This is a genomic window from Parafrankia discariae, assembly GCF_000373365.1.
GTDB lineage: Bacteria > Actinomycetota > Actinomycetes > Frankiales > Frankiaceae > Parafrankia > Parafrankia discariae.
This window is the reverse complement of record NZ_KB891137.1, coordinates 82,769-106,763: the sequence shown is the minus strand read 5'-3', so window position 1 is coordinate 106,763 and position 23,995 is coordinate 82,769. Positions and strand designations below refer to the sequence as shown.

Genomic DNA, 23,995 nt, shown 5'->3' with positions numbered 1-23,995 from the left:
GCCCGGTCCGGCCCAGGCTGGACGGCTCGCTGCCCGAGGAGTCGCTACAGAAGATCGCCCGGGAGACGGCCCGCCTGATCCACAGCAGATCCGGGTGAGCCGTCGGCGCGGCTGAGCGCGGCTGAGCCGGGCGGGGCTGAGCCGGGCGGGGCTGAGCCGGGCGCGGCCGGCAGCGACAGCACCATGGTCAGTCCGCCGCCGGGGGTCTCGTCGGGGGTGAGGGTACCGCCCATGGCCTCGGTCAGGCCGCGGGAGAGCGCCAGGCCGAGGCCGACCCCGGTGGTGTTGTCGCGGTCGCCGAGCCGCTGGAACGGCTGGAAGACGTAGTCGCGCTGGCGCACCGGAATGCCCGGCCCGCTGTCGACGACGCGCAGCTCGACTCGGTCCCCGAGCGTGCTCGCGGTGATCACCGGTGGGGCGTCGGCGGGGGCGTACCGCAGCGCGTTGGTGACCAGGTTGACGATCACCCGTTCGAGCAGCGCCGGGTCGGCCCGGACGTCCGGCAGGTCGTCGGGCACCCGCACGATGATGCTGTTCGCGGCCGGGCCGATCTCGTCGAGCGACGGGGGGACGATGTCGTCGAGCCCGACGGGGCGGGGGAAGACGCTCAGGGCCCCGGCCTGCAGGCGGGACAGGTCGAGCAGGTTCTCGACCAGGCGGGTCAGCTTGTCCAGGGACTCGTCGGCGGTGGCGAGGAGCTCGTCCCGCTCGTCGTCGGTGAGGGCGATGTCGACACCGCGCAGGCAGCTCACCGCGGCCTTCGCCGCCGCCAGTGGGGTCCGCAGGTCGTGGCTGACGGCGGTGAGCAGCGCGGTGCGGACCCGGTCCGCCGCCGCGATCGGCGCGGCCTCGGCCGCCGCCGCGCGCAGCCGGTGCTGGTCGAGGGCGACGGCGGCCTGGGCGGCGAAGGCGGTGAGGATCCGTCGGTCGGCGGCGGCCAGCGACCGTCCGGTCAGGACCAGACGCAGGTCGTCACGCACGGGAATGTCGACGATCTCTCTGCCGTCGTCTCTGCCGTCGTCTCCGCCGGCGTCCTGTCCGCCGGAGTCGCTCGTGCCGGTGGTGGTCGCGACCGGGTTCCATTCCGTGCCGGCCTGGTCGTCGTCGGTGCGTTCGAGCAACGTCACCGAGATCATCCCGAACGTCTCCCGGGCCCGGGCGAGGAGCGCGGGCAGCGCGTCCTCGCCGCGCAGGACGCTGCCGGCCAGCACGGAGAGGGTCGCGGCCTCGGCGGAGGCCCGCACGGCCTGCTCGTAACGCCGGGCGGAGGTGGACACGACCTGGCTGACCAGGCTGGCCACCAGCACGAACCCGAGCAGGGCCAGGGCGTTGTCGCCGTCGGCGATGGTCCATTCGGTGACCGGGGCGGTGAAGTAGTAGTTGAGCAGCAGTGAGCTCGCGACGGCGCAGAGCAGCGCGGGCCCGAACCCGCCGACCAGCGCCACCGTGACCGTGACGAGCAGGTAGGCGAGCATCTCCGTGGTCAGGTTGAACGTGCCCCGGCTCGCGGTGAGCCCGGCGGTGAGTGCCGGGACAAGCGCCAGGGTGAGCCCCGTGGCGATGATCCGCCGGCGGGGCTCCAGGGCCGTCCGGCCGCGGGGGCGCCAGCCGGGCCGATCGTGCCGGCCGGGGCGGCGTGGTGCCGCGCCCTCGCCGCCCGCCGGGGCCGGCCGGTGCCCCCACGCCTCGGGGTGGGTGACCATGTGGACGTCGATGGAGCCGGACCTGGTCGTCGTGGTCGCGCCGATCCCCGGGCTCAGGATGCGGGCCAGGCGGCCGCGGCGGCTGGCGCCGAGCACCAGCTGGGTGGCGTTCTCGGCCCGGGCGAACTCGAGCAGCGCGGTGGGGACGTCGTCGCCGATCACCTGGTGGTAGCTGCCGCCGAGGCTCTCCACCAGCGCCCGCTGCCGGGCCAGCGCGGCCGGGTCGGCGCCGGTGAGCCCGTCGGAGCGGGCGACGTGCACCGCGAGCAGGTCGGCGCCCCGGCCCCGGGCGGCGATCCGGCAGGCCCGGCGGATCAGTGTGTCGCCCTCCGGGCCACCGGTGAGCGCGACCACGACGCGCTCGCGGGTCTCCCACGTCCTGCCGATGCCGTGGTCGGCGCGGTAGCGGTCGAGCTGGTCGTCGACCTTGCCGGCCAGCCAGAGCAGGGCGAGCTCGCGCAGCGCGGTGAGGTTGCCGACCCGGAAGTAGTTGGCGAGGGCGGCGTCCACCTTCTCCGGCCCGTAGACGTTGCCGTGCGCCATCCGGCGGCGCAGTGCCTCCGGGGCCATGTCGACCAGTTCGACCTGGTCGGCGCGGCGGACGACGTCGTCGGGCACGGTCTCGCGCTGCGGGACGCCGGTGATGGTCTCCACGACGTCGTTGAGCGACTCCAGGTGCTGGACGTTGACGGTGGAGATGACGTCGATGCCGGCGGCGAGCAGCTCCTGGACGTCGTGCCACCGCTTGGGGTGCCGGCTTCCCGGGACGTTGGTGTGCGCCAGCTCGTCGACGAACGCGACCTCGGGACGTCGGGCGAGGACGGCGTCGAGGTCCATCTCGGTGAACGATCCACCCCGGTATTCCAGGATCTGCCGGGGGACGGTCTCCAGGTCGTCGAGCATCGCGGCCGTGCGCGGGCGGCCGTGCGTCTCGACGAAGCCGATGACGACGTCGGTGCCCCGGTCGGCGCGGCGGTGGGCCTCGTCGAGCGCGGCGTAGGTCTTGCCGACGCCCGGCGCGGCGCCCAGGTAGATCCGCAGGGTTCCTCGTGGCACCCGTCCATGGTGCGGCCGGCCCGCGGCCGGCGGAAGGCTCCGGCGCGGCCCCGCCCGGCCTTTCTCATGATCGCCGTTACTGTCCTGTTAGAAAGTGCCGCGTCGCTGTTAGAAACCTGTGAGAGATCGTCAATCCGGCCATTGGCCACGCTTTACTGACGTCGCTCGCCCCGCGCCACCGACTTCTGGACGTCAGTGGCAGGAGGGACGGCGGGGCCGTCGACGTTCTGAGGAGGAACCGTGCTCGACGTCGTGTACGTCGCGCTGACAGTCGCCTGTTTCGCGCTGCTGGCGCTTGTTCTGCGGGGGGTTGAGCGGCTGTGACCGCGGAGAACGTCGCCGGTCTTGTTCTGGGGATAGGTCTGGGAGTTCTCATGGTCGCGGCTCTGCTGTTCCCGGAGCGTTTCTAGTGTCCATGACGGTGGCCGGAATCCTGGTGACACTGCTGTTGGTGGCCGCCCTGGTCGTGACGTACCGGCCGTTCGGCGACTACATGTTCCGGGTGTACACCAGCGAGAAGCACCTTCCCCTCGAGCGGGCGATATACCGGCTGACGGGGGTGAATCCGAACGCGGGCCAGCGGTGGACGGTGTACGCCCGCGGCGTGCTGGCGTTCTCCGCCGTTTCCGTTCTGTTCCTTTACCTGATGCAACGGGTCCAGGACCGTCTGCCCTGGGATCTGGGCTTCGCCGGAGTGTCGCCCGCGCTGGCCTGGAACACGGCCGTGAGCTTCACGACGAACACGAACTGGCAGGCGTACTCCGGTGAGTCGACGATGTCGCACTTCACCCAGATGGTCGGCCTGGCGGTGCAGAACTTCGCCTCGGCCGCGGTCGGGATCGCGGTGGCGATCGCCGTCGTGCGCGGTTTCGCGCGCCGCCGCGCGCCGGTGGCGGCCGGTCCGGGCAGCCTGGACGGCGTTGTCGGCACCGGCGACGAGATCGGCAACTTCTGGGTCGATCTGACCCGGACGATCGTGCGGATCCTGCTGCCGATCTGCGTCCTCGGCGCGATCGTGCTGATCGCCGGCGGAGTGGTCCAGAACCTGCACGGCAACCACGTGGTGCCGACCCTGGCCGGCGGGCAGCAGGCGATCACCGGTGGGCCGGTGGCCAGCCAGGAGGTCATCAAGGAGCTCGGCACCAACGGGGGCGGTTTCTACAACGTCAACTCCGCGCACCCGTTCGAGAACCCGGCGGCGTGGACGAACCTGTTCGAGATCTACCTCCTGCTAATGATCGGTTTCTCGCTGCCCCGTACCTTCGGCCGGATGGTGGGCGATCGCCGGCAGGGCCTGGCGATCGTCGCGGCGATGGCGCTGATCGCGCTGGGCAGCCTCGCGGTGAACCTGGCCTTCCAGCTCGCGCACCACGGCAGCGTCCCCGAGGCGGTCGGTGCGGCCACCGAGGGCACGGACGCCCGGTTCGGCGTCGCGAACTCGGCGCTGTTCGCCACCGCCACGACCCTGACGTCGACCGGCGCGGTGAACTCGTTCCACGATTCCTACACGAGCCTCGGCGGCGCCTCCCTGCTGTTCAACATGATGCTGGGCGAGGTGGCGCCGGGCGGTGTCGGTTCGGGCCTGTACGGAATGCTGGTCCTGGCCGTCGTCACGGTCTTCGTCGCCGGGCTGATGATCGGGCGGACCCCGGAGTACGTCGGGAAGAAGATCGGCGCGCGGGAGATTAAGTTCGCGTCACTGTACTTCCTGACCACGCCGATCATCGTCCTGCTGGGAACCGGGGTCGCGATGGCGACGCCGGGTCAGCGGGCCGGCATGCTGAACAACGGCGCGCATGGCCTGTCCGAGGTTCTCTACGCGTTCACCTCCGCGGGGAACAACAACGGGTCGGCCTTCGCCGGAATAACGGTGAACACCACCTGGTACAACACCGCGCTCGGGCTGGCGATGATGTTCGGCCGGTTCCTGCCGATGATTTTCGTGCTCGGGTTGGCGGGCTCACTGGCCCGGCAGGCGCCGGTACCCGTCACCGCCGGAACGCTGCCGACGCACCGCCCCCAGTTCGTCGGGATGCTCGCCGGCGTCACGTTGATCATCGTGGCGCTCACCTTCTTTCCCGCGCTGGCGCTCGGGCCCTTCGCGGAAGGGATTCACTGATCATGAGTACGACCACCATCGCCGCCCGCCCGGGCGCCTCGGAAAGCCGGCCGCAGCCGGCCGCGCCGCGTCGGGTCGGGGGCGGCCTGCTCGACCCGGGGCAGCTCTGGAAGTCGCTGCCGAGCGCGGTGCGCAAGCTCGACCCGCGCACGCTGTGGCACAACCCGGTCATGCTGATCGTCGAGGTCGGCGCGGCCTTCACCACCGTCCTCGCGATCACCGACCCGTCGACGTTCGGCTGGTTGATCACGATCTGGCTCTGGCTCACCGTCATCTTCGCGAACCTCGCCGAGGCGGTCGCGGAGGGGCGTGGCAAGGCCCAGGCCGCCGCCCTGCGCCGGGCCAAGACCGACACCGTCGCCCGCCGGCTCGTCGGTTGGCAGGCGGGGCGGGCCGTCGAGACCGCGACCGTGGAGGACGTTCCCGCGCCGCGGCTCGCGCAGAACGACATCGTCGTGGTCGAGGCGGGGGAGCTCATCCCCGGCGACGGTGACATCGTCGAGGGCATCGCCAGCGTGGACGAGTCGGCGATCACCGGTGAGTCGGCGCCGGTGATCCGTGAGTCCGGTGGCGACCGGTCCTCGGTCACCGGCGGGACGAGGGTGCTCTCCGACCGGATCGTCGTCCGGATCACCCAGAAACCGGGCGAGAGCTTCATCGACCGGATGATCGCCCTGGTCGAGGGGGCGAACCGACGGAAGACGCCGAACGAGATCGCGCTGAACATCCTGCTGGCCGCACTGACCGTCATCTTCCTGTTGGCCGTCGCCACGCTGCAGCCGTTGGCGATCTACGCGAAGGCGCAGCAGCCGGCGCTGCCGGACAGCTCCACCCTGACCGGCGACGGGATCACCGGGATCGTGCTCGCGTCCCTGCTGGTCTGCCTGATCCCGACCACGATCGGCGCGCTGCTCTCCGCGATCGGCATCGCCGGGATGGACCGGCTCGTGCAGCGCAACGTGCTCGCGATGAGCGGCCGGGCGGTGGAGGCCGCCGGCGACGTCAACACCCTGCTGCTCGACAAGACCGGCACCATCACTCTGGGAAACCGGCAGGCCAGCGCGTTCATCCCCGTCGGGGAGGTGCGCGAGACGGAGCTGGCGGACGCCGCCCAGCTGTCCTCGCTCACCGACGAGACCCCCGAGGGCCGTTCGGTCGTCGTGTTCGCCAAGGAGCGGTACGGCCTGCGTGAACGCACGCCGGGCGAGCTGACGCACGCGACGTTCGTGCACTTCACCGCCCAGACCAGGATGTCCGGCGTCGACCTGGCGCCCGAGCCCACGCACGGCGCCGTGCCCGCCGACATGGTGCCCGCAGACATGGTGCCCGCAGACATGGTGCCCGCCGGCGCGGCGGGCGGACGGCGGGTGCGCAAGGGGGCCGCCAGCGCGGTCACCCGCTGGGTGCGGGAGAACGGCGGCCAGGTCCCGGCCCAGGTCGGCGAGGTCGTCGACGGCATCTCCGCCTCCGGCGGCACCCCGCTCGTCGTCGGCGAGGTCATCGACGGGCCGGCCGGCCCGGCCGCGCGGGTGCTCGGCGTCATCCAGCTCAAGGACGTCGTGAAATCCGGCATGCGGGAGCGCTTCGACGCCATGCGCCGGATGGGTATCCGCACCGTGATGATCACCGGGGACAACCCGCTGACCGCGAAGGCGATCGCCGACGAGGCGGGTGTCGACGACTTCCTCGCCGAGGCCACCCCGGAGGACAAGCTCGCGCTGATCCGCCGAGAGCAGGCGGGCGGCAAGCTCGTCGCGATGACCGGCGACGGCACCAACGACGCGCCCGCGCTCGCGCAGGCCGACGTCGGGGTGGCGATGAACACCGGCACGTCGGCCGCCAAGGAGGCCGGCAACATGGTCGACCTCGACAGCGACCCGACGAAGCTCATCGAGATCGTCGAGATCGGCAAGCAGCTGCTCATCACCCGCGGGGCACTGACGACCTTCTCCATCGCCAACGACGTCGCCAAGTACTTCGCGATCATCCCGGCGATGTTCGCGGGCGTCTACACCGGCCTGGACCGGCTCAACGTCATGCGGCTGGCCAGCCCCGAGTCGGCGATCCTCTCCGCGGTCATCTTCAACGCCCTCGTCATCGTCGCGCTGATCCCGCTCGCGCTGCGCGGCGTGCGCTACACCCCCGCCAGCGCCTCGAAGCTGCTCAGCCGCAACCTCTACGTCTACGGCCTCGGCGGGATCGTCGTCCCGTTCGCCGGTATCAAGGTCATCGATCTTCTCGTCCAGTTCATCCCGGGAGTGGGCTGAACCATGTCAACTCGGCTTCCGTCCTGGCTGCGCCAGCACCTCGCGGCGCTGCGGGCCCTGCTCGTCCTCACCGTCCTGCTCGGGCTGGCCTACCCACTGGCGATCCTCGCCCTGGCCCAGATCCCCGGCCTCAACGACCGGGCGGACGGGTCCTTCGTCACCGACGCCGCCGGCCGGCGGGTCGGCTCCGCCCTCATCGGCCAGTCGTTCACCGACGCCGACGGCAACGCGCTGGCCCGGTACTTCCAGAGCCGGCCGTCCGCCGCCGGGGACGGCTACGACCCGACCGCGACGTCGGCGTCCAACCTCGGGCCCGAGGACGTCGTAGACACCCCCGACGACCCGGCCACCGCCGAGGACGAGGGCAGGCAGAGCCTGCTCACCCAGGTCTGCGCGCGCAGCCTGGCGATCGGCGAACGGGAGGGGGTCGACGGCGGCCGGAAGTACTGCACCGCGTCCGGGGTCGGGGCCGTCCTCGCCGTGTACCACGCCGGACCCGGCTTCGCCGGCCCGGTCACCCGGGTGGTGAGCGCCAACGAGCCCTGCCCCGCCACCCCGTTCCTCGCCACCCACCAGGGCGTGGCGGTCACCTGCCGCGCCCCCGGCGACGACATCGCCGCCGGTGCGCGGGTACTCGTCCGCGGCGACGCTCCCGAGGCCCCGGCCGTGCCCGCCGACGCGGTGACGGCCAGCGGCAGCGGCCTCGACCCAGGCATCAGCCCGGCCTACGCCGAGCTGCAGGTCCCCCGGGTCGCCCGCGAGCGTGGCCTGCCCGCCGACCGGGTCCGTGACCTCGTCGGCGAGCACACCGCCGGCCGGGCCCTGGGCTTCATCGGCGAGCGCAGCGTCGATGTCCTCGAACTGAACCTCGATCTCGACGCGCTCGTGCCGTCCGGGTCACGCTGAGTCCTCCATCACACGCCGGCTCGCCTCCTTGAACCGGAAGAGTCTTCTCCGCTTTGCTGGTTTAAGCGGAAGAGATCCTTCCGTTAATGACCAAGGTCGTGCGGGCCGGTCGTGGCGGCGCAGGGCCACACCGACGCGACCGCGAGAGGCCGAACATGACCGATCTGTCCACGCAGGCGGAGCCGCGCGCGGCGCGGGCCCGCGCCCGCACCTCACCGGGACGGGCGCGGGCCGAGCTCGGCGTCGTCGGGTTCGGCGCGCTCATGGTGTCCATGTCGCAGTCGCTGCTCGTGCCGGTGCTGCCGACGCTGCCCGCCGAGCTGAACGCCTCGGCCAGCGAGGTCGAGTGGCTGCTGACCTCGACGCTGCTCGTCGCCGCCATCGCGGTGCCGGTGTTCGGCCGGCTGGGCGACATGTTCGGCAAGCGCCGGCTGCTGCTGGTCGCCCTCGCCATGCTCGTCGCCGGCTCGCTGCTCGCCGCCCTGACCGACAACATCGCGCTGCTGATCGTCGGCCGTTCGATGCAGGGCGTGTCGACGGCGGTCATCCCGCTCGGGATCAGCCTGCTCAGCGCGCTGCTGCCGCGGGAGCGCGCCGGTTCGGCGATCGCCCTGATCAGCGCGATGCTCGGGGTGGGCGCCGCGGTGAGCCTGCCGCTGGCCGGCCTGCTCGCCGACCACTTCGACTTCCACATCCTGTTCTGGATCACCTTCGCCGGCGGTGCCGCCGCGCTCGCCGGCGTGTTCGCGATCGTGCCCGAGGCGCCCAACCGCCGCGGCGGCCGGATCGACTTCGTGGGGGCCGCGCTGCTGAGCGCCGCGCTGGTGGCGCTGCTGCTCCCGCTCGCCGAGTCCGCCAACTGGGGCTGGGGCTCCGCCCGGGTCATCGGCCTGCTGGCGCTGGCCGTGGTGCTGCTGGTGGTGCTGGGGCTGGCCGAGCTGCGCATCCGCGAGCCGCTGGTGGACATGCGGACCCTGCGCCGCCGCCCGCTCGTCCTGACGAACCTGGCCTCGCTGCTGTTCGGCTTCGCGCTGTTCGCGCTCCTGATCGGGACGTCGTCCTACGTGCAGGCACCCGAGGCGAGCGGGTACGGCTTCGGCTCCTCCATGGTCGTCGGCGGTCTCGTCCTGCTGCCCGGCGCGCTGGGGATGCTGTTCCTCGCCCCGGTCTCCGCCCGCCTGGTGGCGCTGCGCGGCGCCGGGCAGACCCTCGCCCTGGGCGCGGTCATCGTCGCCGTCGGCTGGCTGGTGCGGATCGCCTTCGCCGGGTCCATGCCGGAGATCATCGTGGGCACGACGGTGGTCGGCATCGGGACCGGCATCGGCTACGCGGCCATGCCGTCACTGATCAACGCGCACACCCCGCCGGAGGAGATCGCCGCGGCCAACGGCCTGAACACGCTGTTCCGGGCCATCGGCAGCTCGCTGGCCAGTGCCATCGGCGGGAGCATCCTGGTGGCGGAGACGATGACCGTCGGCGCGACCGAGCTGCCCTCCCTCGCCGGCTACCGGGAGCTGTTCGGCCTGTGCGCCGGGGCCGCGGTGGCGGCGGCGGTCGCCGCGCTGGCGATCCCGCGGCACCGGGCGGCCACGCCCGCCCCCTGAGCTCCGCCGATCCGTCCCGAACACGGGCGGCGGCCCCGCGGGTGTCGATTCCCGCGGGGCCGCCGCCTTCCGTTCGTCGGTCAGGAGGTGCTGGAGCCGTCGGCGCAGAGCCCCGAGTTGGTCACCTCGAACTCGTTGCCGGCCTGGTTGATCCGGACGAAAGCGTTGCACCGCAGCGGCTGGGTGGCGTTGGTGCCGATGTTCACCGGTGAGATCAGGCCGCCGGCGTCGTAGTCGGTCACCTTCCGCAGCCCGCTGATGAACGCCTCCCTGGTGGGGCAGTCACCGGCGAGGTCGAGCCCACGCAGGAACAGGTCGGTGTACAGGTACGCGTACATCGCGAACTGCTGCTCGGGAACGGTGGTCTCGGGCGCGAAGCGGGTCATGGCGTCGCGGTAGCGCTGGATGGCGGCGTCACCCACCTCGAACGGCTTGAAGTTCACCGAGAACGAGACCCCGGCGAGGGCCGGCCCGAGCGTGTGCAGCACGCTGCGGTCGTACCCGGTGAGCGAAATGGTCGCGGCCAGGTTCACGTTCGAGGCCCGGGCGGCCTGCAGGACTTCGGCGAGATCCTGCGGGGTCGAGAATCCGACCAGCGCGTCGGCCCCGATCGCGGACAGCCGCTGCGCCACCTGCGTCGGGCTGTCGGTCGCCTGCGCGAAGGGGATCACGTCGGCCGACGGGAGCTGGACCGAGGCGAAGGCGCTCTTGTACCGCTCGATGGTCTGCATGGTGAAGGGCGACGCGGCGGAGACCAGGTACGCGACCTTCGTCCCACCGGCGGCCTTGATGTAACGGCCGGTGGCCTCGGGGGAGACGTCGTACAGGAACGAGAACAGGTTCTGGTACCTGGCCCAGGCCGGCTGGGTGAGGCCCGAGACGGGAACGCCCTCCTTCTGGAGGTTCTCCAGGGAGTCGCCGAGCGAGGCGGTGGCCGTCACGAGTCCGAACACGGACTGGTTCCGGACGAGGTCCTGGGTGGCCCGGGCGTTCTCCGTCGACGACGAGCCGTCGTCCCGCCACTCGTAGACGATGCGCCGGCCGTGGATCCCGCCCTCCTGGTTGGCCAGTCCGATCCGGGCGTCGAGCCCGGCGCGGGCCGAGGAGAGCGAACTGCTCCCGGGGCCCGAGTCGGAGTACACGAAGCCGATCTTCACCTGGTCGGACGTCACGCCCGGGCTGTTGCAGGCGGCTGGCGAATCGCCGCCGCCCGTGCCTGAGCACCCGGTGATGGTGACAGCGAGGGTCGCGACCGCCGCCACGCTGAGTCGTCTTGTCAATCCGCCTAAGCGCACCAGTTACCCCACAGAAGATAAACAGCGACTCTGGCGGGGAGGCGCGTGGCGGTCCGCCTCCGGCCCGCGCCCAGATCGGCGCTCCCCGTCCAAACCTTCATCATTTATGAATCATGTGGATGTTAGCAGGGCGGAGATAGCGGCAGTCGCGGCGGGTCCGCCGTGCCGCGCGATGCCGTGGCCGCCTTGTGGCAATCGTGGAAGGGGTCGGAAGGGAGCTTCCGAAGCCGATCTGGTAAGGCGCCGGATTGATGATTTCCATCACGGTGGGACGGCGTTCTCCCGATTGCTTCCGGATACTCGGTTCCGCGCCGGCCGTCGACGCGGAACCGGTTTGGTCCGAAGGCGAAAGCGCTCGGCGTCGTAGTGCGGGTCGCGGGCCCGCCTCGGATGGTCCAGGCCGGCCGTACGGCGGCCGGCCCCCGCACAAGCTGGTGGAATCGGGCGGTTTATCGCGAATCGCGGTGGCGGGCGCGCGGGTGGTGCCCGCTGGTCCGCCCGGGGCGGGCCGGGGCGGGCGCTCGCGAAACGGGCGTCGGGTGATTGCGGAGTGCCGGGTACGGCCGGCGTAAGGCGGTGGGCCGCTTGTGGGTTCGGCGGCGCGCTTCTCTTGGGTGAAAGTCCTGGTCCGGCAGTCGGGATGTCACCTGCTGTGGTGGACGGGCGGGCCGCGGGCAGGTGACCCGTGCGGTAGCCCGGCCAGGCGGGCCCTCGGGCGACGGTCTCCGGCGGACCGACGGCCCGCCGGAGGCGCGGCCGGCCGGTCCCGTGCCGACTACTGGGATTTATGTAGTTAAGCGCGGGCAAATGTCCTATATGTGAGCGCGGATTATGTGTGACCCTGCACACTTTGTTCGCGGGTGGTCATCGTGCATCCAGTGACAGGTCATCAACACCGACCGACGGAACGCGCCCGATCGGTGGCTGTCCCGATCCCGGAGCCACCGCCGCAAAGGACCGTCCGGCGAGCCCGGGGAACCGGCAACGGACTTTCCGTTCCCGGCCGTGGTCGGCGCGTCGCCGTCGGCTGTTCCGATCCGTTGTCGGTGCCTTTCGTGGGCCCGGGTTCGCCGGTGGTCGCGTGATATCCGAAAGATTTTCCTCGGGTGGATGAAAGCTTTCAAGGAGACCGGTCTCCGGGGTGGAAGAGAATCTTCTTGGTATGGTGACGGGTTGGCGTTCCCGTTTGGGAGAACGGGATTCGCGGACTTTGTCTGCCGGAAACAAAAGGCTGGGAAAAGCGAGCTCGGGCGCCGGGAGGCTAGTCCGGTGCGACCTCGCGCATGATCCCGGCATCGGGTTTTCGGGCGGTGGAAATTATTTCTGGTGATTATGTTCGAGGGCCTGGAGCGATATACCGCGGTGCGTCCGTCGCGGATGAGCGGACCCGCCGGGGCCGCTCCGGGACGGGGCCCGGCGCGGGCGCCCGGGACCGTGGCCGGCCGCCGTCATCCGCGCCGTCATCCACGAGTGGGCGGACTCCGAAGCACCCGTCGGTGAGACATGTCTCGGTTCCCCGTGGGCGTTGACAGGGTGGCGGGATCTGGTCTTGACAGGTTGGGCTGGGCCGGGGTGGCCGGGGTTCAGCGGCGGTCGGGGGTCAGCAGTTGTTCGCCTGGAGCCGGAGGTTCACCGGATCCGACGTCCCCTGACTCGTCCCGGCCGCCGGCGACTGGGAGACGACGGTATTGAGGTTCGCCGCGCCCAGGCACTCGTACAGGTACGGGATGTTGGAGAAGCCGGCCGCCTTGAGCGTGGCGGAGGCGTCGGCGAGGACCATGTTCAGCACCCCCGGCACGGCCACGAGCCCGTCACCGGGCGGCTGCCCGGTGGTCGTGGAGCCACCGGTCTGCCCGTCGCCGGGCCCCGGCCCCGGCGCCGGCTGCTCGCCGGTCGAGCCGGTCGACGTGCCCGCGCCTGAGCCGTTGGAGGTGCCTGAGCCGTTCGAGCCGGTCGAGTCGCTTTCGGTGGCCGACCCGGAAGTGGATGATCTGGCGGCTGGTGATCCGGCCGCCTGGACGGTGGCCGCGGTGGCCGGGCCGTCTGACGCGGCCGGTGCTGTCGCGGCCGGCCCGGTCGCGGTGGCCGGACCGGCCGACCCGCCGGCCGACGACGACGCGGCGGCCGCGACCTCGTTGACCCGCACCTCGGCGAGCCCCGCTGCCGCGCCCGAACCGCTCCCGCCACCGAGAGCGTCGGCGAGCGCCCACGACCCGCCACCGAGGACGACCGCAGTGGCGACGCCGGCCGCGGCCCAGGGCAGCCAGCGCGGCCGGGGCCGCCGCCCGGGACGCCCGTCACCCGGGCCGGTGCCCGGGCTGGCGACTGGGCCGGCGACTGGGCCGGCGACTGGAACGGGGGAATGCGCCGGCACGGGGGAGAGCTCCCCCGACAGGGGAGACAGCAGGGTGTCGTGCGCCTGATCGCCCACCGCGCTCGGGCTGGCCGCGACGGCTGGGCCGGCCACCGGGGTTGGGCTGGCCGCGACGGCTGGGCCGGCCACCGCGATCGGGCCGGTCGGGAGACGCAGGCCGGTCGGGAGGCTGATCACCGTCGCGTCGGGCGCGTCGAGATCCGCGCCGAGCTCCGCCTCGTCGAGGGCCACGTCGGTACCGGCCAGCGCCGCCACCAGCTCGGCCCGGGCGAGGCCCGCCGTGGCCGGACGGTCGGCGGGGGCCTTCGCGAGCAGGCGGGCGATGGTGGCCCACAGCGTTCCGGGTAGCTCCTCGAGGGGCGGGGGTGTCTGTTCCAGATGCGCCCGCAGCATCGCGATCGGATGATCGGCGTTGAACGGCGGCCGGCCGGCCAGCAGCTCGTAGAGGACGATCCCGATGCTGTAGAGGTCGGCGGCCGGTGTGGCCCTGGTGCCCTCGGACAGCTCCGGTGCCATGTACCGCGGCGTCCCGATCAGCCCGGTGAGCCGGGTCATCGACGGGCCGTGGGCCAGCCGCGCGATCCCGAAGTCGGTCAGCATCGCCCGCGGGCGGTCCGGGTCCGTGGTGTCGATCAGGATGTTGTCCGGCTTGATGTCCCGGTGGACGACCCCCGCCCGGTGCACGGCGGCGAGCGCGTCGAGCACCTGGCCGAGCAGCGACACGGCCTCGCGCGGGGCCAGGACGTCCCGCGCGCGCAGGTACTTGCGCAGGTCGACGCCGTCGACCAGGTCCATCACGATGGCGAGGCCGCCGCCCTCGGCGACGAGGTCGCGGACCTTGACCAGGTGCGGGTGGTCGAAGCCGAGCAGCAGCTCGCGTTCCCGCAGGAACCGCTCGACCACGTCGCTGTCGTCCGCGAGCTCGGCGCGCAGGATCTTGGCCGCGACGGCGGTGCCGTCCGCCTCGCGCTCGCCCCGCCACACCTCGCCGGTGGCTCCGCGACCGAGTGGCGCGTGCAGAACGTACTGCGAACCGAGTCGGCGCATCGCCGGCGTACCCCCCGCCGTAAGCCATGTGGCGGTGAGTGAGTCTAATCCGCCCAGGTCAGCTGATCAGCCGCTCCCGATCAGGCGCTCCCGATCAGCCGTTCCGGATCGGTCGTTCTGGATCAGGCGGTCGGGAAGATCGAGGCGAGCCAGCGGCGCCAGCCCGGCGCGTCGCGTTCGGCGACGGCGGCCGCCCGCCGCGCCGCCGCCGCGTCCCCCGGCGGGTAGTAGAGGTACAGGTAGACACTCAGCGCGATCTGGTCGCCGATCCCCTCGACGGCGAGGAAGGCCAGGCCCGGACCGGGGACGTCGGTCACCAGGGTCAGCATGCGGTTCTCGTCGTGCTCGACGGTTCCCGCGAGCGCCGGGGCGTCCGGCGCGGTGCTCGCCACCCGCCCGGACCGGACGTCCACGGGGAGCCCGAGACGGTCGAGCACGGTGCGCCAGACGACGTCCCCCGGCCCCGGTACCATCTCGGTGATCACGATGGACGACGCCCGCCAGCCCGCGAACCGGGCCCGGTACAGCTGAAGATTGCGCAGGTAGAGCCGCCAGCCCTCGCGCATCGCGTCGAGCTCGCCGCCGCCCGCGGCGTCCCCGGCACCCTCGGCGGCGAAGCCGCTGTTGACCAGGCTGACCACGCTGGACGTCCCGTCGCCCGCGGCCGCCACGGCGAACTCGAAGGCCAGCGCGTGGGCGGCGGGCGCGGGCTCCTCAGGGGCGGCCGCGCCGCCGTAGACGAAACGGTGCGGCGGGCTCCAGACGAGGACCCGCCCCGACTCGGCCAGCCCGCCGCCGAAGTCAAGCCGGACGGCACCGCCCTCGACCTGCTCGACCTCCGCGGGGACGAACCAGGTGCTGATGCCGGGCCCGGTCGCGATCGTCTCCCACACCTCGGCGGGGGTGCCCGCGACCGTGACCTCCAGCCGGATCGAACGGCCGCCGGCGTCGTCCGGCGCGACCGGCCCTGCGGTGACCGGTCCGGATGCCGTGACCGGTGCGGACGGGTCGGATGAGGGGGACGGGGTGGGCATGGGCGCTCCTCGGTCGAGGTGCTCCCGCCGGTGCCGATGGGGGCGCGCCGTCCACGGTGCGTTCGCCATGATGTCGTCATGACGCTGGAGACGGTCCGCCTGCACCTCGGTCGCGGCGGGAGCGGGGTCGGGGGCCGGGCGGACACCCCTGGTGGTCCGGACGGCACCGTTCCGGTGAGTGTCGCGGCGCCGGCCCCCGCAGTCTCGCCGCGCGGCGGAGTCATCGTCATCCCCGACGCGCGCGGAATCACGAACTATGTGCTTTCGGTGTGTGAGCAGCTGCGCGCGGAGGGCTGGCTCGCGCTGACCCCGCACCTCTACCACCGGGACGGCCGGTCCGAGGTGCCGGTGGCCGAGGGCTCGTCGAAGATGCTGACGCTGACCGCCGCCGGCATCGCCGCCGACGTGGACGCCTGCCTGGACCACCTGGCCACGGTGGGGCTCCCACCGTCCCGGGCCGGGATCATCGGGTTCTGCATGGGCGGCACGGCGGCGTTCCTCACCTCCGCGCGGCGCGGCCTCGGCGCCGCCGTCACCTTCTACGGCGGCGCGGTCAGCACCCCGTACTGGACGGGCGCCCCGCCACTGCTGGACGTCGCGGACCAGCTGCGCACACCGTGGCTGGGGCTGTACGGGGAGAACGACACCTGGGTCACGGTGGACGAGATCCGGTCGCTGCGCGCCGCGGCCGCGCGGGCGCCGGTGCCGACCGAGCTGATCAGCTACCCGGGCGCCCAGCACGCCTTCCACACTCCCGAGCGGCCCGCGACCCACGACCCGGTGGCCGCCCGCGACGCCTGGTCCCGAATGCTCCGCTGGCTGGACACCCACATCACCGCGCCCTGAACGCCCCGCCCCGAACGGCCGCATCGCCCCGACCGGCCGCACCGCTTGGCCGCACCGCCCGGCCCGCCCCCGCCGGTGGAGGTCAGAGTGGCGGGGTCAGGCCGTCGAGGAGTTCGAGGGCGACCAGATCGTCGTAGGTCTCGCGGCGCCGGATCAGATCGGCCCGCCCGCCGCGGACGAGAACCTCGGCCGGCCGGAGCTGGCTGTTGTAGTTACTCGTCATCGTCATTCCATAGGCGCCCGCGCTGAAGATCGCGATGAGATCCCCGGAAACCATCGCCGGCAGGGCCCGGCCTTTCGCCAGATAGTCGCTCGACTCGCAGATCGGGCCGACCACGTCATAGCCGACCAGGTCATCGGTGGACTGCTGGTCCCGTGACCGGGGAACGGCGCCGTTCACGGGGGTCACCGGCCACATGAAGTGGTAGCTGTCGTACATCGCCGCGCGGACTATGTGGGTCATCCCGGCGTCGATCACGACGAGCTCGCGGTCGCCCGCGCGCTTGCGGTAACGGACGGTGGCGAGCAGGATGCCGGCGTTGGCCGCGATCGTCCGGCCCGGTTCGAAGACGACCTGCCCGCCGCGGTCGACGAAGCCCTGCAGCCGGGGGCAGATCGCCTCCGCGAAGTCGTCCCAGCCCGGGGCGCTGCCCTCGGCGTACTCGGCGGGGAAGCCGCCGCCCACGTTGAGGGTGGTGACGCGCAGCCCGTCGGCCTCGAGCTCGGCGGTGAGCGCCAGGAGGCGGTCGAGCGCCGTCGCGTAGACCTGCGGGTCGTAGATCGGGCTGCCGATGTGCACGTGGAAGCCCTCGGCCCGCAGGGAGTCGTCGGCGGAGGCGGCCCGGAACAGCGCGGCGGCCCGCTCGATGTCGACGCCGAACTTGGCGCCGCGGATGGCGGTGGTGGTCCGGGCGGGGGTGCGCAGGTCCGGCGCGATGTCGGGGTTCACCCGGATCGCCAGGCGCGGCCGGCGGCCCTCCTCGCGCGCCACCCGCGCCAGCAGTTCGACCTCGGCCTCGGACTCGACGTTGACGCAGCGGATGCCGTGGCGGACCGCGGCGCGCAGCTCGTCCTCGGACTTGCCCACGCCCGCCAGGACGATCCGCTCCGGGTCGACCCCGGCGACCAGTGCCCGGTGCAGCTCGCCGCCACTCACCGTGTCGATGCCGGCGCCCTGCCCGGCGAGCAGCCGGAGCAGGTGGACATTACTCAGCGCCTTCGCGGAGAAACAGATGAGCGGGTTGATCGACTCGAACGCCTTCGCGAACCGCACATAGTGATCGACGAGGGTCGCCCCGGAGTAGACATAGGTCGGCGTACCGAATTTCTCGGCCACCTCGCGAAGCTCTGTCTGCTCGCACCACAACGTGCCGCCGCGATAGGAGAACTCGTCCATCTGCATCCTCACCGTGATGGCCACCGCCAGCTGCCCGGCCTTTATCACCTGTCTCGGCGGCAAAGGCCCGTCGGAGGCTACGGTACAGACCGCCCGCTTCCCTTCGGTGGATCCGCCGGCGGTGCTGGGGCGTCCGCGGACAGCGTCCTGCGGGAGGCCGGCGGCCGGCCCGCCACCGGCCTCCCGCGGGCTGGCGCGCTCCCGCGGCCGAACTCGTGGCGAACGGGAGTTTTCCGGTGCCCGCCCGGTGCGCGAACAGTTCGTGACGTCGGCTCGGGCGCCTCGCTGGTGAGAGCGGAACACCCTGGTAGAGCGATATGAAAGGGCGCGTGCGGTCCCCGGGCGGCAGGTCCGGGGACGCCGGACGGCGCAGGGGAGATCTCGTGGTGCGGGTGGGGCGTTCGGATCGCCGGCGGCGGACGGCTCGGGCGGCGTCCGCGTTCCTCGCCGCGGTCACCGTGGTCCTCACGGTGGCCGGTTGCGGTGGCGGTGACGACACGGGCGGGCCCGGTGCCGCGGGCGACGCGACGCCGGCCGCCGGCGCGGCCCCCGGCGCCACCGCGAGCGCGCCGGCACCGCTCGACGTCCTGGTGACCAACGACGACGGCGTCGCGGCGGCCGGCATCGACGCGGTCGTCCGCGGGCTGCGCGACCTGCCCGGCGTGACGGTGACCGTCGTCGCGCCGGCGGCGAACCAGTCCGGCACCGGTGGGAAGACGACCGTGCCCACCCCGGCGCACCACGACGCGGCCACCGCCGGCGGGACCCCCGCGACCGCCGTCGACGGTTTCCCGGCGGACGCCGTGACGGTGGCACTGGACGTCCTGCGGCTCACCCCGGACCTGGTCGTCTCCGGCGTCAACCAGGGCCAGAACCTGGGCCCGGTCGTCGACCTCTCCGGCACCGTCGGCGCGGCCAGGGCTGCCGCGGCCCGCGGGATCCCGGCGATCGCGTCCAGCATGGGAACGGGCGACGCCTTCGACTTCGCCCCCGCCGCCAAGCTGGTCACCGACTGGGTGACCGCGCACCGGGCGGAGCTGCCGACCGGCACGCCCGCGAGCGGTCCGCGGGCCACCATCGCGAACCTGAACATCCCGAACTGCGCCGCCGGCGGCCGGATCCGGGGTCAGCGTGAGCTGCCGACCCAGCCGACGCTGCCGGACCTGGCCGCCGCGCTGGCCCCGCAGGACTGCACGTCGAGCGCCGAGCCGGACGAGGAGGTCGCCGCGTTCACGGCGGGCTTCGCGACGCTCACCGAGATCCCGGCCCGCCCGGCCACCCCGGCCGCGGTCGTGACCGCGGCCCCCGCGGCACCGACGGTGTCGGCGGCGCCCGCCGGGAAGTAGCTCGTCCCGTTCCGGCCGCGTGGGCGGCTGGAACTTCGCAACTGAGCAGAAGGAGTACCGATGTCGGGTACTGGGGGGAAGGCCGCGGCACGCGGAGCGGTCCGCGTGTCGGCGGTCGTGGGTTCGGCGGTCCTGGGGGTCGCGCTGGCCGTGCCGTTCGCGGTGGCCGTCGGCCCGGCGGCGTCCGCGGCGTCCGCGGTGGCACCGGCGGCACCGGCGGTGTCGGCGGGCGGGGACGCGGCCAGAGGGGCCGGGTCGGCCGTGCCGACGGTGCTGTCCACCGCGACACTGCCCGACATCCCGTTGGCGGACTTCTCCAACGGGCTGATCCGGGGCTCGGTCGACACCGACCGCGGGGTCGACCTCGGCGGGATCGGCAGCGACCTGTACCCGGCCGACCGGCCGAACGAGTTCTGGACGATCACCGACCGGGGCCCGAACGGGCAGATCAAGATCGACGGCAAGAACCGGCGGACCTTCCCGGTGCCCGGCTTCGACCCGGCCATCGTGCGGGTCCGGGCCGCCGGCTCGACGCTCAAGGTGCTGGACGCGCTGCCGATCACCACCGCGCACGGCAGGCCGGTCACCGGGCTGTCGAACATCGACGGCTTCGACGAGACGCCCTACACCTGGGACGCCCAGACCCCGCTCCCGTTCAATGCGAACGGCCTCGACACCGAGGGCCTGGTCCGCACCCGGTCGGGTGAGTTCTGGCTGGTGGACGAGTACAGCCCGTCGCTGCTGCGGGTGAGCGCGCGCGGCCAGGTACTGGCCCGCTACATCCCCGCCGGCCTCAACCTGACCGGCACGGACTACCCGGTCATCGCCTCGCTGCCGGGTGTCCTCTCCGCGCGCAAGACCAACCGTGGCTTCGAGGGCATAACGCTGGCCCCGGACGGGCGCACCCTCTACCTCGCCGTGCAGAGCCCGCTGCTGCTTCCGGACTCGGCCACCGGGGACGCCTCCCGTAACACGAGAATTCTCCGCTTCGACACGGTGAGCCGGAAGGTGACCGGTGAGTACGTCTACCGGTTCGAGGACGTCGCCGCGTTCGACCCCTCCGCGGCCGGTGACCCGACCGCGATGAAGGTCTCCTCTCTCGCGGCCGTCGACGACCACACCCTGCTGGTCAACGAGCGGACCGACGCCGTCTCCCGGCTCTACACCGTCGACCTGCGCCGGGCGACGAACATCCTCGGCAGCCGGTGGGACCGCCCGGCGACGGCCCCGTCCCTCGAGTCGTCGGCCGACCCGGCGAAGGTCGGCGTCACCGTGTTGCCGAAGCGTCTCGCCGTCGATCTCGAAGGCGTTGCGGGCATGCCGGACAAGATTGAGGGCATCGCGATCATTGATCGACGGACGATCGCCGTCGCGAACGACAACGACTTCGGGCTCGGATCGTTCAACGAGGCCGGCCAGCTCGTGGATTCGGGCGTGCAGAGCAAGATTCTGCAGCTGCGGCTGAACCGCCCGCTCGGCTGATTCCGGGCCCCGCCCGGGGCTCCGTTTCCGGGCCCGCGCCCGGCCCCGACCCGTTCGCCGCCCGTCGGTAGGTGGACTCTGGCCGTAACACGCCGGCTACCTTTCATGCCCGACTGGCAGACGCTCCACTCGCTCCCACGGAAGCCTCTACGGTTCCACTATCCCAGTCGGGGGCGGGCGGCGACGAGGTCGGCGGCTCCTGGCGCCCCGCCCGCCGGCACACCTGCCCTGTGTGTCGGCGCGAATGGGGTAGATCCAGTACGGCGCAGGCCATCTAGCGAAACGGAGCGGTCATCGATGGGTGGAGAAGACGGCACCGTCTGCCCCCGGACAGGCGCGGCCACCATGTCTCCGGCCGGCGCGGCCGAGGTTCCCGCGTCAACGTGTTCACAACGGAAGGCGGACGGCTTCCTCCCGGGTTTCTCCGCTCGTCGCGGGCCCCGCGCGTCATGAGCGGCCGGCACAGCACCCGGCGGCGGGCCGTCCGGCGTCCGCACGTGCGCCGCGTCGACCGGGCCTACCGGGTCTACCGGGCCCACGTCGCCGACCGGGCGTATCTCGCCGAGCGGGCGGACGTCGCCGACCGCAGGTCGGCGTTCCTCGCCACCACCGCGAGCCTGGCCGTGATCGTCGCCGCGTTCGGAATGCTGGGCCTGATGGCCTTCGGTACCGCGGCGTGACCGGGCCCCTGCCCGCGGGCCGCTGCGCCGGCGGTGTCGCGCCGCGGCGGCTGGAGCGACCCAGGGAATCGCCCCGCCCGCGCCCGCGAATCCGGGCGAGCGTGCTGCTTACCCGAGGCTGCCTGATGCCGTCGGGAGTTCCGGCCCGACGCCGCGGGGGTGGCACCCGCGAGAACTGACCCGACCAGCCACGATCCGTACTGACCGCGATCCGCGATCCGTACCAACTCCGATCCGTACCAACCGCGATCCGGCGGGGCGACGATCCGTACTGTACGGATCGTCGCCCCGCCGGAGGATGCACCCGGCCTCGACCGCGCGGTCGACGGCGGCGTCGAATGCTGTCAGACAGCCCGCCCGGTCCGGGTGGAGCGCGTGCGGTTTCCCGGCGGGAAAGTGCGGCATCGAACCGGACAGCGATTTCCTCCCGGACAGCGATTTCCTCGGCTCGGTGCCCTCGACCGTGCCGGCGGCCCGGCTGGGACCAGCCGTGGCCCGGTGCCTGGGGATGGGCGTGGGAGCGGGCCGGCGCGTGGGAGCGGGCCGACACCGTGGCGGAGTGGTCGTGGTCGTCGGGCAGGTCTTCGACGGCGCGTTGCCGATCGTCATCTTCGCCACGTCGGGGGCGTCGGAAGCCGGGGCGACCGCGCGGTGTCCCGGGTCCCCGGGTCGGTTCTCAGACTCCGATCGGTTCTCAGACTCCGAGCAGGTCCAGGCTGCCGTGGTAGGCCACGGCGAGGCCGAGTCGCCCGGTCAGGTGCTCCACGATCGGGCGGTCCACCGCCCGGGTGATCGCCCACAGGTAGAAGCCGTAGGGCAGGTGCGCCCGGTACGCCCACCAGGCGTCCTCGCGCGCGGGCGGGGTGACGCCGTGCGCGGCCAGCCGGCCGAGGTAGTGGTCGAGCAGGTCCCGCTCCGAGCGGGCCCGCTCGTCGGGATCCAGCACCGCCGCCAGGTGGTAGCCGACGTCCAGCGCCCACCCGCCGTGCTGGACCACCTGCCAGTCGATGAGCCCGGGGGAGCCGTCGGCCAGCTCGTAGACGTTGCCGGTGTGCAGGTCGCCGTGGACGAGGCAGCGCGGCTGGTCGGTGATCGCGGCCAGTCGGCCCATCGCCGCCAGCAGCCGGTCCGCGCGGCGGACGTCGGCGGGCACCGCCGGCACCCGGCCGTCGTCGAGCTGGGTCTGGAGCCGCTCGGGCGCCAGGACCCGGGCGAGCGAGGCGAGCCGGGGCGGGAACGCGGCGGTCAGCTCGCCCTTGTCCTCCCACGTCGCCGCGTGCAGGGCGGCGAGCTGGTCGAGGGTGCCGGTGGTCTGCTCGGCGGTGTAGCCGACGAGCGGGTCGAGGAAGGTGGCGCCGGCCTCGACCAGGTCCTCCATCAGGACGAGCGCGTGGTTCGTCTCCTCGTCGACCGCGGCGTACACGCACGGCGGGGTCCGCACCGGCAGGGTGGCGGCCCAGTTCCGGTAGAAGTCGGCCTCGACCCGGGTGCCGCGCCCGCGGACGGCGGGGTTGAAGTACCCCTTGGCGCACAGCGCCGCCGGCGCCCCGTCGACCGACCGCGCCCCGTCGACCGGCTCCGCGTACCCGACCTGGAAGCGCACCTTCGTCGCGACGGTCTGCAGCCGCTGCGTCACCGTCGTGCCGGTGACGACGGCCCCGGGCCACGACTCACCCAGCAGCGCGGTCAGCCACTCCGGTGACCGTACGACGTCCTCGTCCCACGGCGCGGGGCCGCCCGGCAGGGTCACGGCAGTTCCTCCAGGTTCAGGTCGAGCAGGCGGTAGGCGCGTTGCAGGTAGGGGCCGCGCTCCGAGCGGCCCGCCACCGGGAGCCGCATCGACCGGCGGGTGTGCAGGCCGAGCAGGGCCGTCTTGACGCAGGCGAAGACCTCGTGCCAGAGCAGGTTCTCGACCCGCCGGCCGGTCAGCTCCTCCCAGAGGTCGATGGTCTCCTGCCGGGTGCCGAGGCCGTCGAGGCGCGCCAGGCCCTGGAAGGAGCTGTGGATCTCGTCGAAGTGCAGCCACCAGCCGAGATCGGCCATCGGGCCGGCCAGCGACGCCTGCTCCCAGTCCATGACGCCGACGACCTCGAAGTCGGCGCCGAACATCATGTTGCCGATCCGGGCGTCGCCCCAGGACAGGCCGGGCACGGGCTCGGTGGGCCGGTTCGCGGCCAGCCACTCGAACAGGGTGCGCACGGCGTCGGGGATCTCGTCCTCGAGCGCCCACGCCGCGAAGCGGTTCCAGTAGGTGAGCTGCTGCTCGGGGCCGGTGCTGCCCAGCTCTGCGAGGTCGACGAAGCCCACCTCGTCCACGGGCATCACGTGGATGGCGGCGAGCTGGCGCACCGCGCTCTCCCACAGGGTCCGCCGCTGGGCGGGTGTCGCCTCCGTCAGCCAGCCCGTCTTGTTGTAGACCGGCATGCTGACCGGCACCCGGCCGCGCATCCGGCGCATCACGAAGAACGGCTGCCCGAGGATCGCGGCGTCGTCCTCGAACCACAGCGGCTCCGGGACACGCACCGAGCCGTCGCGGCGCAGGGCGGCCAGCAGGTCGTACTGCATCCGGAACCGGGGGTCGAGGAACATCTGGTGTTCGGGCCGGGGCCCGATCCGCAGGACCAGGTCGTCGACGCGGCCCGCCGAGCGGGCTTCGAGCAGGAGCGTCTCGTTGGAGACCCCGGCCCCGATCGGATAGGTCAGCTCGCCGACTGTGAGGTCGTCGACGCCTAATCGGGCCGCGAGCCACGGGCGCAGGATCTCGACCGTGGCGTCGAGGTCCCGGCCCTTGGCGAAGACCGGTGCGACGCTCATCCGTACTGCTCCTTTCATCGCGGCCG

General features: G+C 72.6%; 15 protein-coding genes. 8 read left to right on the top strand and 7 right to left on the bottom strand.

Annotated features, from left to right (window positions below):
- Positions 1-44 precede the first annotated feature (44 nt).
- Positions 45-2,759: an ATP-binding protein gene (locus tag B056_RS35620; RefSeq protein ID WP_018501235.1), complete on the bottom strand. Its 2,715-nt coding sequence runs from the start codon at positions 2,757-2,759 to the stop codon at positions 45-47.
- Positions 2,760-3,168: 409 nt separating this feature from the next.
- On the opposite strand from B056_RS35620, the gene kdpA reads away from it, so the two are divergent.
- The 4 genes from kdpA (at position 3,169) to B056_RS0107290 (ending at position 9,655) form a co-directional block, all read left to right on the top strand.
- Positions 3,169-4,878: a potassium-transporting ATPase subunit KdpA gene (gene kdpA, locus B056_RS0107305; RefSeq protein WP_018501233.1), complete on the top strand. Its 1,710-nt coding sequence runs from the start codon at positions 3,169-3,171 to the stop codon at positions 4,876-4,878.
- Positions 4,879-4,880: 2 nt separating this feature from the next.
- A complete protein-coding gene (gene kdpB / locus B056_RS0107300; RefSeq protein WP_018501232.1) occupies positions 4,881-7,145 on the top strand; it encodes a potassium-transporting ATPase subunit KdpB in 2,265 nt (754 codons plus the stop codon).
- A gap of 3 nt (positions 7,146-7,148) precedes the next feature.
- Positions 7,149-8,051: a potassium-transporting ATPase subunit C gene (locus tag B056_RS0107295; RefSeq protein WP_018501231.1), complete on the top strand. Its 903-nt coding sequence runs from the start codon at positions 7,149-7,151 to the stop codon at positions 8,049-8,051.
- A 155-nt stretch (positions 8,052-8,206) separates the two neighbouring features.
- Entirely contained in the window at positions 8,207-9,655 is a 1,449-nt protein-coding gene (locus B056_RS0107290) for an MFS transporter (protein ID WP_018501230.1), read from the top strand.
- 80 nt (positions 9,656-9,735) lie between these two features.
- On the opposite strand, the gene B056_RS0107285 is transcribed toward B056_RS0107290, so the two are convergent.
- The 3 genes from B056_RS0107285 to B056_RS39350 all read right to left on the bottom strand — a co-directional run bounded on the left by B056_RS0107285 (position 9,736) and on the right by B056_RS39350 (position 15,405).
- On the bottom strand, positions 9,736-10,950 hold the full coding sequence (locus tag B056_RS0107285; protein ID WP_026239430.1) for an ABC transporter substrate-binding protein: 1,215 nt from the start codon (positions 10,948-10,950) through the stop codon (positions 9,736-9,738).
- A 1,600-nt stretch (positions 10,951-12,550) separates the two neighbouring features.
- Entirely contained in the window at positions 12,551-14,371 is a 1,821-nt protein-coding gene (locus B056_RS0107280) for a serine/threonine-protein kinase (protein ID WP_018501228.1), read from the bottom strand.
- A gap of 122 nt (positions 14,372-14,493) precedes the next feature.
- A complete protein-coding gene (locus B056_RS39350) occupies positions 14,494-15,405 on the bottom strand; it encodes an SRPBCC family protein (RefSeq protein WP_020572365.1) in 912 nt (303 codons plus the stop codon).
- Positions 15,406-15,483: 78 nt separating this feature from the next.
- Between B056_RS39350 and B056_RS0107270 the strand changes: the two genes are divergently transcribed.
- A complete protein-coding gene (locus tag B056_RS0107270) occupies positions 15,484-16,251 on the top strand; it encodes a dienelactone hydrolase family protein (protein WP_018501226.1) in 768 nt (255 codons plus the stop codon).
- Positions 16,252-16,333: 82 nt separating this feature from the next.
- Here the strand turns inward: B056_RS0107270 and lysA are convergent, their stop codons facing one another.
- Entirely contained in the window at positions 16,334-17,647 is a 1,314-nt protein-coding gene (gene lysA, locus B056_RS0107265) for a diaminopimelate decarboxylase (protein WP_035750546.1), read from the bottom strand.
- A 392-nt stretch (positions 17,648-18,039) separates the two neighbouring features.
- Here lysA and B056_RS0107260 point away from each other — a divergent pair, with 392 nt between their 5' ends.
- The 3 genes from B056_RS0107260 to B056_RS0107250 all read left to right on the top strand — a co-directional run bounded on the left by B056_RS0107260 (position 18,040) and on the right by B056_RS0107250 (position 21,155).
- Positions 18,040-18,993 (top strand): 5'/3'-nucleotidase SurE, encoded by a 954-nt coding sequence (locus B056_RS0107260; protein ID WP_230202871.1) that lies wholly within the window; start codon positions 18,040-18,042, stop codon positions 18,991-18,993.
- A gap of 60 nt (positions 18,994-19,053) precedes the next feature.
- Positions 19,054-20,475 (top strand): esterase-like activity of phytase family protein, encoded by a 1,422-nt coding sequence (locus B056_RS0107255; protein ID WP_230202870.1) that lies wholly within the window; start codon positions 19,054-19,056, stop codon positions 20,473-20,475.
- Between the two features lie 449 nt (positions 20,476-20,924).
- Positions 20,925-21,155: a hypothetical protein gene (locus B056_RS0107250; RefSeq protein WP_018501222.1), complete on the top strand. Its 231-nt coding sequence runs from the start codon at positions 20,925-20,927 to the stop codon at positions 21,153-21,155.
- A 694-nt stretch (positions 21,156-21,849) separates the two neighbouring features.
- Here B056_RS0107250 and B056_RS0107245 read toward each other — a convergent pair.
- Together B056_RS0107245 and B056_RS0107240 are read right to left on the bottom strand one after the other, a co-directional pair.
- Entirely contained in the window at positions 21,850-22,905 is a 1,056-nt protein-coding gene (locus tag B056_RS0107245; RefSeq protein ID WP_018501221.1) for a phosphotransferase, read from the bottom strand.
- On the bottom strand, positions 22,902-23,969 hold the full coding sequence (locus tag B056_RS0107240; RefSeq protein ID WP_018501220.1) for a phosphotransferase family protein: 1,068 nt from the start codon (positions 23,967-23,969) through the stop codon (positions 22,902-22,904). Before B056_RS0107240 ends, B056_RS0107245 begins: the two co-directional genes overlap by 4 nt.
- Between the last annotated feature and the right edge of the window lie 26 nt (positions 23,970-23,995).